14 protein-coding genes are annotated in these 15,037 nt (G+C 65.9%); all 14 read right to left on the bottom strand.

What is annotated here, in order from left to right:
* Positions 1 to 234: 234 nt before the first annotated feature.
* A complete protein-coding gene (locus tag AC3CD9_RS07345; protein WP_410711534.1) occupies positions 235 to 1,158 on the bottom strand; it encodes an RluA family pseudouridine synthase in 924 nt (307 codons plus the stop codon).
* A complete protein-coding gene (locus AC3CD9_RS07350) occupies positions 1,151 to 1,687 on the bottom strand; it encodes a signal peptidase II (RefSeq protein WP_488367019.1) in 537 nt (178 codons plus the stop codon). The genes AC3CD9_RS07345 and AC3CD9_RS07350 overlap by 8 nt, the downstream gene beginning before the upstream one ends.
* Before the next feature lie 124 nt (positions 1,688 to 1,811).
* Positions 1,812 to 2,615, bottom strand: coding sequence for a DivIVA domain-containing protein (locus tag AC3CD9_RS07355; protein WP_488367020.1), 804 nt, complete (start codon positions 2,613 to 2,615; stop codon positions 1,812 to 1,814).
* Positions 2,616 to 2,918: 303 nt separating this feature from the next.
* On the bottom strand, positions 2,919 to 3,218 hold the full coding sequence (locus tag AC3CD9_RS07360) for a YggT family protein (protein ID WP_101546294.1): 300 nt from the start codon (positions 3,216 to 3,218) through the stop codon (positions 2,919 to 2,921).
* A 93-nt stretch (positions 3,219 to 3,311) separates the two neighbouring features.
* Positions 3,312 to 3,830: a cell division protein SepF gene (locus AC3CD9_RS07365; RefSeq protein WP_101546293.1), complete on the bottom strand. Its 519-nt coding sequence runs from the start codon at positions 3,828 to 3,830 to the stop codon at positions 3,312 to 3,314.
* 78 nt (positions 3,831 to 3,908) lie between these two features.
* The gene (gene pgeF, locus AC3CD9_RS07370) at positions 3,909 to 4,667 is read right to left on the bottom strand and encodes a peptidoglycan editing factor PgeF (protein ID WP_488367022.1); all 759 of its coding nucleotides are present in this window, start codon (positions 4,665 to 4,667) and stop codon (positions 3,909 to 3,911) included.
* A 1-nt stretch (position 4,668) separates the two neighbouring features.
* Positions 4,669 to 5,856 carry a cell division protein FtsZ gene (gene ftsZ, locus AC3CD9_RS07375; protein WP_488367023.1) on the bottom strand — a complete coding sequence of 396 codons (1,188 nt, stop codon included), beginning with the start codon at positions 5,854 to 5,856 and terminating at the stop codon, positions 4,669 to 4,671.
* A gap of 271 nt (positions 5,857 to 6,127) precedes the next feature.
* Positions 6,128 to 6,883 carry a cell division protein FtsQ/DivIB gene (locus AC3CD9_RS07380; protein WP_488367024.1) on the bottom strand — a complete coding sequence of 252 codons (756 nt, stop codon included), beginning with the start codon at positions 6,881 to 6,883 and terminating at the stop codon, positions 6,128 to 6,130.
* Positions 6,884 to 6,888: 5 nt separating this feature from the next.
* A complete protein-coding gene (gene murC, locus AC3CD9_RS07385; protein ID WP_488367026.1) occupies positions 6,889 to 8,304 on the bottom strand; it encodes a UDP-N-acetylmuramate--L-alanine ligase in 1,416 nt (471 codons plus the stop codon).
* A 2-nt stretch (positions 8,305 to 8,306) separates the two neighbouring features.
* Positions 8,307 to 9,407, bottom strand: a complete 1,101-nt coding sequence (gene murG, locus AC3CD9_RS07390) for an undecaprenyldiphospho-muramoylpentapeptide beta-N-acetylglucosaminyltransferase (protein ID WP_488367028.1) — start codon at positions 9,405 to 9,407, stop codon at positions 8,307 to 8,309.
* A 1-nt stretch (position 9,408) separates the two neighbouring features.
* Positions 9,409 to 10,971 (bottom strand): putative lipid II flippase FtsW, encoded by a 1,563-nt coding sequence (ftsW, locus tag AC3CD9_RS07395; RefSeq protein ID WP_488367029.1) that lies wholly within the window; start codon positions 10,969 to 10,971, stop codon positions 9,409 to 9,411.
* 1 nt (position 10,972) lies between these two features.
* Positions 10,973 to 12,493 (bottom strand): UDP-N-acetylmuramoyl-L-alanine--D-glutamate ligase, encoded by a 1,521-nt coding sequence (gene murD / locus AC3CD9_RS07400; protein WP_488367030.1) that lies wholly within the window; start codon positions 12,491 to 12,493, stop codon positions 10,973 to 10,975.
* Positions 12,486 to 13,574: a phospho-N-acetylmuramoyl-pentapeptide-transferase gene (gene mraY / locus AC3CD9_RS07405; protein ID WP_139469765.1), complete on the bottom strand. Its 1,089-nt coding sequence runs from the start codon at positions 13,572 to 13,574 to the stop codon at positions 12,486 to 12,488. Before mraY ends, murD begins: the two co-directional genes overlap by 8 nt.
* Positions 13,571 to 15,037, bottom strand: a complete 1,467-nt coding sequence (locus AC3CD9_RS07410; protein ID WP_488367031.1) for a UDP-N-acetylmuramoyl-tripeptide--D-alanyl-D-alanine ligase — start codon at positions 15,035 to 15,037, stop codon at positions 13,571 to 13,573. The genes mraY and AC3CD9_RS07410 overlap by 4 nt, the downstream gene beginning before the upstream one ends.

Raw genomic sequence — 15,037 nt, forward strand, 5'->3', positions numbered from 1 at the left:
ATTCGGTATGGACGTGGAGGTGGACGAAGTCCTCGTTCGGCACTGGGCGCCGCCTTCCTGAAGTTGCCGGTGTTGCCGTTCCAGCTTAGTCCATCGGCACCCGCGGGGAGGGCTCCCGCGACTGTTGTCCCGGGCACTTCACGACGAGGCGCCGGTTTGCGCAGGTCCCGTCGGCGCGTCGCTCAGCAGTCATTCTCCGACACCGTCGGGCAGCGGCAGCGCGTGGGCGCTGCGTCAGTTCGGCCGGATGCGGTCGAGCGCGGTCTGCAGGTCCTCGGGATAGCCGCTTTCGAATTCGACCCACTTCTGCGTGTCGGGGTGGTGGAAGCCGAGTTTGACGGCATGCAGCCATTGGCGTTCCAGACCGAGTTCCTTCGCCAGCACCGGATCGGCACCGTAGGGCAGGTCGCCGACGCACGGGTGTTTGGTGGCGGAGAAGTGGACGCGGATCTGGTGGGTGCGTCCGGTCTCCAGGTGGACCTCGACGAGCGCGGCACGGCGGTGGGCTTCGATCACCTCGTAGTGGGTGATCGCGTTCTTGCCTTCCGTGCGCACTGCGTAGAGTCCGTCGTGCTTGGGATGTCGGGCGATCGGGGCATCGATGGTCCCGAGCACTGGATCGGGCAGACCCTGCACGACCGCATGGTAGGTCTTCTCCACCGTGCGTTCCTTGAAGGCACGTTTGAGCACGCTGTAGGCGTATTCGCTCTTCGCCACGACCATGAGCCCCGAGGTTCCGACGTCGAGTCGCTGCACGATGCCCTGACGTTCGGGTGCGCCGGAAGTCGCGATGCGGAATCCCGCGGCGGCGAGCCCGCCGACGACGGTGCGTCCGGTCCAGCCGAGAGCCGGGTGTGCTGCCACACCGACGGGCTTGTCGACGACGACGAATGCGTCCTCGTCGTGGACGATGCGCATTCCCGGCACTGGATCGGGAACGACCTCGAGGGGCTTCTTCGGTTCGGGCATCATGATGTCGAGCCGTTCGCCGGCGATGACGCGATCGGACTTGATGACCGGACGCCCGGACATCTCCACTCCCCCGTCGGCGCAGATATCGGCGGCGGCAGTCCGGGAGAGGCCGAGCAGCTTCGACATCGCAGCGTCCACGCGCTGACCGTCGAGTCCCTCGGGGACGAGGATGGAGCGTTCAGTCATGAGAGTCCTCTTTCACGCGGGTGGAGTCCGATCCGTCGATGTCGATGCCTCTGAGACTGACGATGACCAAGGTCACCGCGGCAGCGGAGATCGCGATGTCCGCGACGTTGCAGATGAACAGCGACAGATCGATGAAGTCGACGACGGCTCCGTGCAGGAATGCGGGTTCACGGAAGAGCCTGTCGACGAGGTTGCCGAAGAGTCCGCCCAAGAGCAGACCGAGACCGATCGCCCAGGCTTTCGAGCCGAGCTTGCGCGAGATCACGAGGATCGCTGCGAAGACGCCGATGGCGATGATCGGGAAGATCCACGTCACGCTCGAGCCGAGGCCGAGGGCGGCTCCGGGATTGCGGTAGAAGGTGAATCCGGCCAGCGATCCGATCACAGGCACCGGAGGCTGGTCTTCGAGGAGACTGACGGCGAGGAATTTGGTGAACTGATCGATCACGAGCACGACTGCCGCGATTGTGAACAGCAGGGCCATCATGGCGGCGCGAGGTCGTTTCACCCGTGAGGCAGGATCGTTCATTCGGTTCATTCTAGACCACCGCCGAGGCTGCAGGATTCACCCGCACGACGGTGCAGTGTGCGAACACGACGGAGGCCCGGGCACTCCGCGGAGTTCCCGGACCTCGGTCGGTGATGCGCTGAGATCAGAGCTTATGGTTCGAGGAACCGCCCAGTGGGCCGTTTCCGTCGAGAGTCTCCGGAGCCAGGCTCGTGGAGTTCTCGAGGTCACGCAGCTGATCGTTGAGGTAGCTCTTGAGTCGAGTGCGGTACTGGCGCTCGAAGTTCGAGAGCTGGTCGATTGAGCGCTCGAGGGTCGACTTCTGCGATTCGAGGGTCGACAGCGTTTCGTCGCGCTTGGATTCGGCCTTGCCGACGATGTCGGCGGCTTCCTTCTCGGCGCCCTTGATGAGCTCGTCGCGCTTGCGCTCACCTTCGGCAACATGCTCGTCGTGGACGCGCTGAGCCAGAGCGATGAGACCATGAGCGTCTCCGTCGCCGCCGACCGCGGCAGCACCGAGTCCGGCGCCCGCAGCTCCACCGGCAGCACCGGCGGCCATCGCTGGTGCAGCGGAGTTGTCCTGCGGAGCGGGAGCGGCTTCCTTGACGACCGGGGCCGGGGTCTCTTCGACCGGTGCCGGAGCGGCAGGCGCCTCGGCCGGAGCCGGAGCCTCTTCCTTCTCTTCGGGAGCAGGAACAGCGGCGGGCATCGCCTGAGTGGCGTCGATGTCGTGTGCCGGTGCGGCGGATGCGCCGCCGGCTTCGAGTTCCTTCACACGCTGTTCGGCGGTGGAGAGCTTCTGACGCAGTTCGTCGTTCTCCTGGTAGAGACGGCGAATCTCAACGACGACCTCATCAAGGAAATCGTCGACTTCGTCCTGGTCGTACCCGTCGCGGAACTTCACATGCTGGAACCGCTTGTTTACTACGTCTTCAGGCGTGAGCGCCATGAGGTCACCTTCGGTCGATCTACATTCATTACGCTGCCGCCCAGAAGGACGGCTTCAACGTCACATTAGCGTAACACCTGCAGTTTTGTCCCGCAGTAATGGCGTGTCTCGCTTCAATGACGAAGTTTTCCGCATTCGAGGCTAACAACTCGAGCACACGGACAGCCAATTCTGGTGAGCATATTCACCATTTATCCGGTATTCGATCAATCGAATACCCATAATCGACCGGCACATTCTTCACGCGGTCCCCCATATCCATTCACAGTGGTTCTTCAGCGAAGAACACTGTGATGGCGGGCATCAGGCGGAGGTGTGCGAAAGGTTGAAGAACACCGACGCGATGATCTGGATGCCGATGAGCAGGACGATGAATCCCAGGTCGAGCGAGACCTGTCCCAGCCGCAGCGGCGGAATGATCTTGCGCAGCAGCTTCAACGGCGGATCGGTGAGTGTGTACACGATCTCGGCGAGGACGAGGAGGAAGCCGGTGGGCCTCCAATCGCGGGAGAACACCTGGACCAGATCGAGCACGACTCGCGCCAGGAGCACGTAGACGTAGAGGCTCAGTGCAGTACCGAGGATGTAGAAGATGATGGCCACGTGGGTCCCCCGCGCCTTTCGTTGTTGCTTGAGTTCTGAGGCTTCAGCCTATCGGCTCCAGCTGAGGACGAGTTGAGAAATTCTCCAGCGCACTCAGCTCTGGTTGAAGAAGCTGGCCTGAGTATCCGAATCGGCTTCGCTCTCGCCGGCGACTTCGATGTTCTCGGGGGTGAGCAGGAAGACCTTGTTCGTCACGCGTTCGATCGACCCGTGGAGGCCGAAGATGAGACCGGCGGAGAAGTCGACGAGGCGCTTGGAGTTGTTCTCGTCCATCTCCGAGAGGTTCATGATCACAGGGGTGCCCTCACGGAAGGCGGCACCGATGACCATGGCGTCGTTGTAGCTGCGGGGGTGGATGGTCCTGATGCGGTTCATTGAGGTTCCTGGCGCCGGGGTGTCTACGGGACGGATCGGTGACGGGTGGATCGGTGTCACCGGAGCCGGAGTCCGTTCCTCGGCAGCGGCCGGTTCGTCGTACTGGTCGTCCTCGTCGAAGGTCTCGACGACCTCGCGGTCCCGGCGGGCGGGTTCACGACGGTCGGTGTGCTGGGTGGTCTCGTCCTCTTCTTCGACGAAACCCAGGTATTCCAGCGTCTTCTTGATTGCTGACATGTCTAAAGCTCCTCGGACTTCGGCACTTGCTCACCTGTCGCCCAAACTATCGCACGCGAGCATCTGGGCCGGTGAGTCCTATGGGTGTGTCGCGGTGTTTTCTTCCTGCAGCCAGATGATCCCTGCGAATCGGCCCGTGCGCTTCTGCCTGCGGTAGGAGAAGAGGTCCTCGGATTCCTTCGTGCAGGTGCGCGAGAAATGATCGATGGTCACATCGTTCCGGCGCAGCTGTTCGGCCACGGCTCCGGCGACGTCGAGTGCCGGTGTTCCGGTCACCGACACCGAGGCGGCCGTCGGCTCGATCGCCGCGACCTCGCTCCTCAGCTCGGCTGGGACTTCGTAGCAGCGCGGACACACCGAGGGACCGATGACCGCGTGGATGTCCCGTGCACCGGCGTCGTGCATCGCGGCCACTGTTCTGCCGACGATTCCTGCGGCCATTCCCGGCCGGCCCGCGTGGACGGCAGCGATGACACCGGCGTCGGCATCGGCGAGCATGACAGGGGTGCAGTCGGCGACCATGATCGCCAGTCCGAGTCCCGGAACGGTCGTCAGCTGGGCGTCGGCCTCCACCGGAGTCTGCCGCAGCTGCGCTTCGTCGCCGATGATGTGCACGTCGGTGCCGTGGACTTGCGAGACGAACGAGAGCCGCTCACCGCTCAGGCCGATGACCTGAGCGAGAGCGGCTCGGTTGGCTGCGACGAGTTCGTCATCGTCTCCGACGTGGCGAGCGAGGTTGAACGAGGAGAAGTCCCCGCTCGAGTATCCGCCGTGCCGGTCGGTGAAGGCGACGTGGGCGGTGCGCCCGCCCGGGATGACGAACCTCGAGCGCAGCATGTTACTTGAGGAAGTCCGGGATATCGAGGTCGGAGTCGAAGTTCGAGCTGCTGCGTTCGCCCGGCAGCGATGCGGGAATCTGGTGTTCCCCGCTGCGGCGCGGGGCAGGCGCAGGCTCCTCGGCTTCGGGGGCCTCGGGCTCGGACTCGGCGATGACGGGCGACTCGGGCTCGGTCTCCGCCGACGCGGCGGCCGGGATCGGCGCTGGGATCTGATCGGATCCGGCGACCTCCGCGTTCGGGGAGGTGTTGTCGAATCCGGCGGCGATGACAGTCACTCGGCATTCGTCGCCGATGTTGTCGTCGATGACGGCGCCGAAGATGATGTTCGCCTCGGGGTGCGCGGCCTCCTGGACCAGGCGTGCGGCCTCATTGACCTCGAAGAGTCCGAGGTCGCCGCCGCCGGTGATGCAGAAGAGCACTCCGTGGGCGCCGTCGATGCTGGCTTCCAGCAGCGGGGACGCGATCGCGGATTCGGCGGCCTGCACAGCGCGGTCGTCGCCGGTTGCGGCACCGATGCCCATGAGCGCGGTCCCAGCATCCTGCATGACCGACTTGACGTCGGCGAAGTCGAGGTTGATCAGACCCGGAACCGAGATGAGGTCGGTGATGCCCTGGACACCGGAGCGCAGGACCTCATCGGCAGAGCGGAATGCTTCGACGACGGAGACGCTGCGATCGGAGATCGAGAGCAGACGGTCGTTGGGGATGACGATGAGGGTGTCGACCTCTTCGCGCAGCGCCGCGATGCCGGCTTCTGCCTGCGCGGAACGACGGCGTCCCTCGAAGGTGAAGGGGCGGGTCACGACACCGATGGTCAGTGCGCCGAGCGACCGGGCCACGCGGGCCACGACCGGGGCGGCACCGGTTCCCGTGCCGCCGCCTTCGCCGGCGGTGACGAAGACCATGTCCGCGCCCTCGAGAGCGTCGCGGATGGCGTCTTCGGATGATTCGGCAGCCTTCTTGCCGATCTCCGGGTCTGCGCCGGCGCCGAGGCCTCGGGTCTGGTCACGGCCGATCTCGAGCTTGACATCGGCGTCGGAGAGGACGAGAGCCTGGGCGTCGGTGTTGATCGCGATGAACTCCACGCCGCGCAGGCCGACGTCGATCATCCTCTGTACAGCGTTGACACCGCCGCCGCCGGTTCCGGCAACTTTGATGTCCGCTCCGGATTGTGGGAATTCAGCCAAGTCGGTTCCTCGTCTCAAGCGCTTGCGCTCCGCAGGGTCTGCGTGCGCATTCGGTCTGTGTTCTCTGCCCTGAGGCTATTGGGCGGGGCAATCTCACTGCAACCATTCTCGCCGGAGTGTCGGGGTTCGGCCAAACTTCACACCCGGTGTGTCGGGGCCAAACGGAGGCAATCGCAGCGACTGGCCCATACGGGGCAACTCACGGAGGCCCGGCGCGGCCCCGACGGAGTGTTCGACACCGGCTCAGTGCCGACGACTGGCCGGGCACGCCTCAGTCGGTCACGGGCACCGAAGGCACGGAGACATCGATCTCGGTGCGGCCCTCGGCGGCCAGCTGGGCGGCGGTGCGTACCTTGAGGCTGGAGTCCGAGGAATCGCCGAACACGACCGTGGCCTTCTGCTTTCCGGTGTCGAGACGTCCCGTGAGGCTCATGGCATCCTTGGCCTCGATCGTCACCAGCTGACGCCTCAGCTCCGGTCGCAGTTCGCCCATGAAGCGGATGACCGCGGAGACGGTCTCTCTGTCCGGCTGGTGTCCGCCGCCGCTGAGCACCGTGAGCTTCTTCGGTGCTGTGTCGACTGTGCCGAGGTCGACGGCTTCGGAGTCGTAGAGGCGATAGCCGGATTCGCCTTTGATCGCGATGACGGGCGTGCGGTCGGTGATCTCGATCTTCAGCGCTCGGGGACCCGCGTAGTGGACGGAGGCCGCTTCTGCTTTCGGGAATTCCTTCAGCACGGCGTCCTCAACGCTGCCGGGGCGCACCTGCGGAAGCGGTCGACCGCCCTGATCGTCGAGCACGAAATTGCTGACCTTATCGGTGTCGAGCAGTCGACTGCCGCTCACCTGCACCTTCTGCAGGGACAGCACGGGTGAGAACCAGGCGACGGCGACGAGGGCGATGAGCGCAGCCACGATGCCGATGCCGATGAGACGTCGTCGCCAGGTCTGGCGACGGCGGGCCCGGATGACTCCGGTGAGGTCCGCGGTGGAGTTGTCACCGGCCTGGGCCGGAGGAAGCGGCACCATGGGCGTCAGCCCTCCAGCGCGCTCAGCAGCTCGGGCCCGAGGATGGTCACGTCACCGGCACCGACAGTGAGCACGAGATCCCCGGGCTTCACTCGAGCGGCGACGAAGGGGACCGCCTCGGCGAAGGACTCCAGGAAGGTGACGTTCTCGTGCGGGACCCGGTCGGCGATGAGCGCGCCGGTGACTCCGGGCACGGGGTCTTCGCGCGCAGGGAAGACGTCGAGGACGACGACCTCATCGGCCAGACCGAGGGCCTGTCCGAATTCCTCCCGGAATTCCATCGTCCGCGAGTACAGGTGGGGCTGGAAGACGGCCCAGACCCGTCCCCCGTCGGTGACGACTCCGCGCGCGGCGCTGAGCACCGCGCGCACCTCCGTCGGGTGATGGGCGTAGTCGTCGATGACGCGCACGCCGGCGGCGATTCCGCGTTCTTCGAAGCGGCGGCGGGTGCCTCCGTAGCCGGCGAGACCCGTGGCGGCGCGTTCGACATCGGCGCCGAGGCTGTGCGCGACGGCGATGGCGGCGGTGGCGTTGAGTGCGTTGTGCATTCCCGGCTGCCGCAGTTCGACTCGCAGCTCACTGGCCCGGCCGGGCAGGTCGAGGACGAAGCTCGAGCCGATTCCGGAGTCGAGGTCGCGCAGCACGATATCGGCATCCTCGGACGTGCCGTAGAGGACGACATCGGCTCCCTGGCTGCGGGAGTGCAGGGCGACATCGTGGGAGCCTGGGTCGTCGGCGCAGGCGATGATCGTTCCGCCCCGGGTCTGGATGCCGTCGCAGAACTCGATGAAGGCTTCGCGCACCTTCTCCGGGGTGCCGTAGTGATCGAGGTGGTCGGCTTCGACGTTCGTGAGGATGCCGATGGCCGGTTCGTAAAGGAGGAACGATCCGTCGGATTCGTCGGCTTCGGCGACGAAGACGTCTCCGGTGCCCAGATGGGCGTTCGTGCCCGTCGTCGACAGCACTCCCCCGATGACGAAGGACGGGTCGACTCCGCAGGCCTGCAGTGCCACGGTGGTCATCGACGTGGTCGTGGTCTTCCCGTGGGTGCCCGCCACGGCCACGGCCCGCCGGTCGACCATGAGCGAGGCGAGTGCTCCGGAGCGGTGGAGGATGCGCAGTCCCCGGCGTTGTGCTTCGACGAGTTCGAGGTTGTCCTTGCGGATGGCCGATGAGATGACGAGGGTGTCGGCCTCGCCGAGGTTGTCGGCCGAATGTCCGATCGTGACCGTGGCGCCCAAGGTCCGGAGAACGTCGACGACGTTGGATTCCTTCGCGTCCGAACCGGAGACGGTGACTCCGTTCATGACCATGATCCGGGCGATTCCGGACATTCCCGATCCGCCGATGCCGATGAAGTGGACGGCTCCGAGTTCGCCGACGGGAACGATGTTCGCGGGGCTCGTGTTCGCAGAGGTCATGGTCAGCCTTCCAGCGCGCGGTTGACGATGGCGGCCATGCGGGCCGCGGCATCGGTGGGGTAGTTGAGATGCAGTGCCGCCTGGCTCATCTGCGTCAGACGGGACTCGTCGGCCAGCAGCGGCAGAATGGTGTCGACGACCGTCGACGGTGAGAATTCGGCATTGTCGACCATGAGTGAGGCACCGGCCGAGACGCTTCCGGAGGCGTTGAGGCGCTGTTCGCCGTTGCCGATGGCCAGGGGCACATAGACAGCCGGGACTCCGGCGACCGTGGCTTCGGAGACGGTGGCGGCACCGGAGCGGGCGACGAGCAGATCGGCGACCGCATAGGCCCGATGCATTCCGTCGACGTAGTCCACGACGTGGTAGTCGGGCAGTTCGGCCGCCGCCTCCCGCAGGGCCTCGCCCTTTCCGGCCCCCGTGATATGGAGGACTTGAACTCCGGCCTCCTGACACGCGGTCGCGGTGGCCAGGAACGCTTCGTTGATCTTCTGCGCACCGGAGGAACCGCCGGTCACGACGAGGACCGGACGGTCGTCGCGCAGCCCGAGATCGGCACGGAACCCCGCGCGCTGTCCCGCGTCGCTGCGGTCGAGATCCGTGATCTCGGTGGGCATGGGCATGCCGACGAGGGTAGAATTCCGCAGCTCGGTGTCCGGGAAGGTGATCCCGACGCGCCCGGTGGTGGTCAGTCGGGCGCCGAGGCGGTTGGCCATTCCCGGCTTCGCATTGGCTTCGTGGACGATCAGTGGGATCTTCGCCTGTTTGGCGGCGAGGAAGGCCGGCGGGCAGACGTAGCCGCCGACGCCGACGACGGCGTCGACGCTGCGGGAGGCGATGATCTGCTTGACGGCGGAGATGTTGCCGCGGAAGCGTCCCGGGAACTTCAGCAGGGCGGGACTGATCGACCGCGGCATGGGCACCTTGTCGATGGTGAGCAGTTCGAACCCGGCACGCGGTACGATTTCGGCTTCGAGCCCGTCTGGGGTGCCCAACGCGACGACATCCCAGTCGGGGTGCTGCCGGCGCAGCTCGCGGCCGATCGCCAGCATCGGCGAGATATGGCCGGTGGTGCCTCCACCGGCGAGGAGGATACTCGTCATCTCATTTCCTTTTCTTGCGGGCAAGCACGGCGAGTGAGGATCGCAGACGATCCTTGTTGGCGGCGATGGCTGCCTCGGCGCCCGGTTCGGTGCGAGCGAACGACAGCACCACTCCCACGGCGAGGAGAGAGGCGATGATCGAGGAGCCGCCGTAGGACACGAACGGCAGCGGCAGACCGATGACCGGCAGCAGTCCGGTGACGACGCCGATATTGATTCCGGCCTGCCCGATGATGAGGGCGAAGAAGCCGGCAGTGGCGACCTGGACCATGAGACTGTTCGAACGCATCACCACGCGCACCATGCCGAAACCGAGGACGGCGAAGATGAGAATGACGACGAGGGTGCCGACGAGACCCAGCTCCTCTCCGATGATGGCGAAGATGAAGTCGTTGTGGGCTTCGGGCAGCCAGGACCATTTCTCACGGCTGGCGCCGAGCCCGACCCCCAACCATCCGCCCGAGGCCAGCGAGAACAGTCCGTGGTTGGACTGCCAGGCTTGGCCCATGGTGTCCGCGGCGCTCTGATCCGCGTGACCGGTGAGCATCGACTGGATGCGATCGAGACGGTTCTGGGAGCTGAGCACGAAGAAGGTGACCGCCGCTGCGAGCACGCTGCCCAGGAGGATGAAGTACTTCATCGGGAATCCGCCGACGAACAGGCAGACGACGGCCATGGCCATGATGACCAAACCGGTGCCGAGGTCGTTGCCGGCCACGACGAGTCCGGCGGCGGCGAGGACTCCGGGCACGACGGGGATCATGGCGTGGCCGAAGGTGGTCATCTTCCCGGCCTTCTGGGCGAGGATGAAGCCGAGCCACAGGGCGAGGGCGACCTTGAGGAACTCCGAGGGCTGGATCTGGAATCCGCCGAACCCGATCCAGTTCGCATTGCCCTTCGTCTCTTTGCCGAGCCCGGGAACGAAGACCGCCGCCTGCATGAGGAGTCCGCCGATGATGGCGAACCATGCGATCCGCTTCCAGAACTGCAGCGGCATCCGACTCGCGATGTACATGAGGACGAGACCGACCCCGGCGAACATCGCCTGCTTGTTGAAGTAGGCGAATGAGGAGCCCGCTCCCCCGTCGTAGGAAGTGATCGATGAGGCGGAGAGCACCATGACCAGGCCGAGTCCTGTGAGCAGGATGACGGAGACGAGGATGAGGAAGTAGGTCGTCAGCGGGTGCGCGGAGAGGCTGGAGACGTCACCGCGCAGATGGGTCCATGCCTTCTTGAGCACCGAGGCGGTCTTGTTCTTCCCCGCGGCCTTCGCAGGCTTCTTCGCGGTCCCCGACTTCGGTCTGGAGTCGCGTGCGGCAGATGTCGACCTGCCGGTTCCTGCCGGACGTCGGCCTGCGGTCGTCGTCGGCGCTGTCTTCGCGGCAGACGCTGTGCCCGAAGACTTCGCGTTTCGCGTCTTCGGTGCGGTCTTCACTCCCGTCTGCTGCTGCCCACTCGTCGAACGTGACGTGGTCGACGTCGTCGGAGCGGATGCGGAGACAGACGTCCTCGCAAGCTTGCGGCGGCGGCGTTCATCCGCCTTCGCGGTGGTCTGCCGTCCCATTTCAGCGCTCCAGGTGCGAGTTGACGGCCTCGGCGAAGAGGTCGCCGCGAGTGTTGTAGTTGAGGAACTGGTCCATGCTCGCGGCTGCCGGTGCCAGGAGAACGGTGTCTCCGGCTTCGGCCAACCGTGCGGCTGCGTCGACGGCGGCCGCGGCGACGGCCTCACCGCGGCGTTTCGGGACTCCGGAGTCCACGGCCAGGGCCGGTTCGATGCGGACGACTTCGAGGTCGGGGACGGTCGCGGCGATGGCCTCACGGTAGGCCGAGTCGTCCGATCCGATAAGCACGAGTGCCTTCAGCCGTTCGCGGTGGTCGGCGAACAGCGAGGTGAAGTCGGCGCCTTTGGGCAGTCCCCCGGCGATCCAGATGATCGAGTCGAAGGCGGCCAGCGAGGCATTCGCGGCGTGGGTGTTCGTCGCCTTGGAATCGTCGACCCAGCGGATGCCGTCCGCCTCGGCGACGGTGACCATGCGGTGGGCGCCGAGCGAATGGTTCTGCAGTCCCGCAGCGATCGCCTGACCGGGCACGTCGATGGCGCGGGCCAGACAGGCTGCGGCCAGAGCATTGGCGACCTGGTGGGGGGCGGGCCGCGAACCCGCGACGCCGGTGGCCGTCGCCACATCGTCGAGGGAGGCGAGTTCGGCGGCCGATGAGTAGCGCTGCGGAATGAAGGCCCGGTCGACCAGCAGGTCCTCGACGACGCCGAGCTCGCCGGGGCGAGGCACACCGGTGGTGAAGCCGATGGCCTTGGCCCCTTCGATGACGTCGGCGTCCTCGACCATGTGCAGAGTCACCTCGTCGGCGCAGTTGTACACGCAGGCGAGCTTCGCATTGTGGAAGATCTTCGCTTTGTCCGCCGCATAGGCGTCGGCGCTGCCGTGCCAATCGAGGTGATCGGGAGCGATGTTGAGCACGACTGCGGCGTCGGCGCTCATCGACTCCTGCCAGTGCAGCTGGAAGCTCGAGAGTTCGATTGCGAGAACCTCGAGTTCGGGTTCGAGCACGGCTTCGAGCAGCGGGGTGCCGATATTGCCGCAGGCCCTGGCCTTGAGCCCTGCTGCCAGCAGCATCGATTCGAGCATCGTCGTGGTCGTCGTCTTGCCGTTGGTGCCGGTGATGGCGAGCCATTTGGCGTCGTTGGTGCCGCGGATCCGCCACGCGAGTTCGACTTCGCCGATGACCGGGATGCCGGCCTTCGCTGCGGCCGCGAGCACCGGCTGGTCCGGACGCCATCCGGGTGAGGTGACGACGAGGTCGAGTTCGCCTTCGGGCAGAGCTTCGACGTGTTCGGGTCCCCGTCGGATGTCGACGTCGAAGACCTCGAGGATCTGCGCCTTCTCGCTGACATCGGCGGTGGCGTCGCCGTCGATGACGATGACATCGGCTCCGCGTTCGCCGAGGTGGACGGCAGCGGGGAATCCCGTCACTCCGAGACCGGTGACGAGGATGCGCAGTCCGGCCAGGGATGAGCTCGGTCCGTGCAGTGCGGCCGGGATCTCCTTGGTGGTGGGTTCATCAGCCAATGCGCGCCACCCAATCGGCGTAGAACAGGCAGATTCCGGCGATGACGAAGAGGGCGGCGATGATCCAGAACCTCACCACGATCGTCACTTCGGCCCAGCCCTTGAGTTCGAAGTGGTGCTGCAGGGGCGCCATGCGGAACACGCGTTTGCCGGTGGTCTTGAAGGAAGCGACCTGGATGATCACCGACAGGGTGATGATGACGAAGAGACCGCCGAGGACGATGAGCAGCAGCTCGGTGCGCGACATGATCGCCAGTCCGGCGAAGGCACCGCCGATGGCCAGCGAACCGGTGTCGCCCATGAAGATCTTCGCCGGCGAGGTGTTGAACCACAGGAAGCCGAAGCAGGCCGCGGCCATGGCGCCGGCGACCATTGCGAGGTCGCGGGGGTCGCGCATGTAGTAGCAGGCGTTCGTGGCCTCGGACATGAGGTTGCAGTTCTGGGTCGACTGCCAGGTGCCGATGACGACATAGGCGGCGAAGACGACCACCGAGGCGCCGGCGGCCAGTCCGTCGAGGCCGTCGGTGAGGTTGACCGCGTTCGAGACAGCGGTGACGATGAGGTTCGCCCAGATGACGAACAGGATGAGGCCGAGGATCGCGGAGCCGAAGGCGAGGTCGAGGTTCGTGTCGCGGATGAACGAGACCTTCGTCGACGCCGGGGTCTCGCCGAAGGAGTTCGGGAACTGCAGCGCGAGCACGGCGAACGAGATTCCGACGAAGGCCTGACCGATGAGCTTCGGCATCGGGCGCAGACCCAGAGACCGCTGCTTCTTGATCTTGATGAAGTCGTCGAGGAATCCGACGACCGCCAGTCCCGCAGCCAGCCACAGCACGAGCAGGCCCGACGCCGTGGGCACGGAACCGGTGAACAGGTGTCCGAGCAGGTAGGCGAGCACTGCGGCGCCGATGATGACGACTCCGCCCATGGTCGGGGTTCCGCGCTTCGTCGCGTGCGAGGTCGGACCGTCGTCACGGACGAACTGGCCATACCCCTTCTTGACGAGCACCCGGATGAACAGCGGTGTCCCGACGAGGGCGAAGATGAGAGCCAGGCAGGCTGCGAGCAGTACGGCAATCATTGGGCCCCCGATACTCCGGCGATTTCGTCTCCCAGGTAGCGCAGACCGGCATCGCGGGAGGATTTGAACAGAACGATGTCGCCGGGAGCGAGTTCGGCGCTCAGAAGGTCCTTCGCCTCGGCCGCGGTGGCGACCCAGGCCGCCTCGTTGCCCCAGGAGCCTTCGAGGTTCGCCGCGTTGAAGATCGGCTTCGCACCCTCTCCCACGACGATGGTGCGAGTGATGTTGAGGCGCACGACGAGTTCGCCGATGTCCGAGTGCGCGGACACCGATTCGGACCCGAGTTCGAGCATCTCGCCGAGCACGGCGAAGGTGCGACGCGGGCTGGTCTCCTCATCACCGCGGCCCATCGAGGCCAGGGTCTTCAGGGAGGCCCGCATGGATTCGGGGTTCGCATTGTAGGCGTCGTTGAGCACAGTCACGCCCGACGGCGAATCGATGAGCTCCATCCGCCAGCGGCTGGCCGCCGAGGAGGTCGACAGGGTGGTGACGATCGACCTGGCCGCGACGCCGCAGGCGTGGGCGATGGCGGCTGCTGCCAGAGCGTTGCCGACGTGGTGCTCGCCGATGAGCGCCAGACGCACATCGCGGGGCTCCTCACCGGGCAGGGAGAGGGTGAACGTCGGATGACCGGAGGAATCCGTGGACACCGAGGTGCCGCGCACGACCAGGTCGTCGGCACCGACCCATTCGGGCAGGGACTCACGCTGTGAGAACCACAGAGTGGTCACGTCCGGAGCGAGCACCTCGCGCATCGCCGACACGCGGGGGTCATCGGCGTTGAGCACGGCGGTGGATCCGGCCGTCAGGGACTCGACGAGTTCGGCCTTCGCCCGCGCTGTGTTCTCGATCGAACCGAAGACTCCGGAGTGGGCGGTGCCCACGGCCAGCTCGACGGCGATATCGGGGCGGATGAGGCTCGTCAGATAGGCGAGGTTGCCGATCGACCGAGCCCCCATCTCGAGGACGAGGAAGCGGGTGGATTCGACCGCCCGCAGAGCCGTCAGCGGGACTCCGACCTCGTTGTTGTAGGAGTTCGGCGGCCACACGGTCTCGGCCTCACCGGAGAGCAGATCCGCGGCGAGGTCCTTCACCGTGGTCTTGCCGACGGAACCGGTGATCGCGATGACAGTGAGTTCGCCTTCGGCGCGCAGGCCTTCGATGCTGTGCTTGGCCAATTGACCCAGCGCTTCGGTGGCATCGGCGACGACGACGACCGGCAGCGGTTCGTCGTCGATGGTGGGGACGGATTCGCCGATGATCAGGGCCGCTCCCGCCTCGACGGCGGCGGCGGCGAATTCGATGCCGTCGAAGCTCTCGCCTCGGCGGGCGACGTAGATATCGCCGGGTCCGACTTCTCTCGAGTCGGTCACCACACCGGCGGTCAATGGGGTCTCGGGGTCGATGCCGTACAACTCGCCGCTCAGGGCGGTTGCGATTTCGGCTGCAGTCAGTCGCTTCAT

It is taken from the genome of Brevibacterium sp. MGP-B1 (assembly GCF_057766545.1).

Coding starts and splice junctions, on each gene's coding strand:
- pgeF (WP_488367022.1), bottom strand. CDS start 4,667: ATGCTGCGCTCGAGGTTCGTCATCCCGGGCGGGCGCACCGCCCACGTC.
- murC (WP_488367026.1), bottom strand. CDS start 8,304: ATGACCTCTGCGAACACGAGCCCCGCGAACATCGTTCCCGTCGGCGAA.
- ftsW (WP_488367029.1), bottom strand. CDS start 10,971: ATGGGACGGCAGACCACCGCGAAGGCGGATGAACGCCGCCGCCGCAAG.
- AC3CD9_RS07365 (WP_101546293.1), bottom strand. CDS start 3,830: ATGTCAGCAATCAAGAAGACGCTGGAATACCTGGGTTTCGTCGAAGAA.
- AC3CD9_RS07345 (WP_410711534.1), bottom strand. CDS start 1,158: ATGACTGAACGCTCCATCCTCGTCCCCGAGGGACTCGACGGTCAGCGC.
- mraY (WP_139469765.1), bottom strand. CDS start 13,574: ATGATTGCCGTACTGCTCGCAGCCTGCCTGGCTCTCATCTTCGCCCTC.
- AC3CD9_RS07350 (WP_488367019.1), bottom strand. CDS start 1,687: ATGAACGATCCTGCCTCACGGGTGAAACGACCTCGCGCCGCCATGATG.
- murG (WP_488367028.1), bottom strand. CDS start 9,407: ATGACGAGTATCCTCCTCGCCGGTGGAGGCACCACCGGCCATATCTCG.
- AC3CD9_RS07410 (WP_488367031.1), bottom strand. CDS start 15,037: ATGAAGCGACTGACTGCAGCCGAAATCGCAACCGCCCTGAGCGGCGAG.
- AC3CD9_RS07355 (WP_488367020.1), bottom strand. CDS start 2,615: ATGGCGCTCACGCCTGAAGACGTAGTAAACAAGCGGTTCCAGCATGTG.
- AC3CD9_RS07380 (WP_488367024.1), bottom strand. CDS start 6,883: ATGGTGCCGCTTCCTCCGGCCCAGGCCGGTGACAACTCCACCGCGGAC.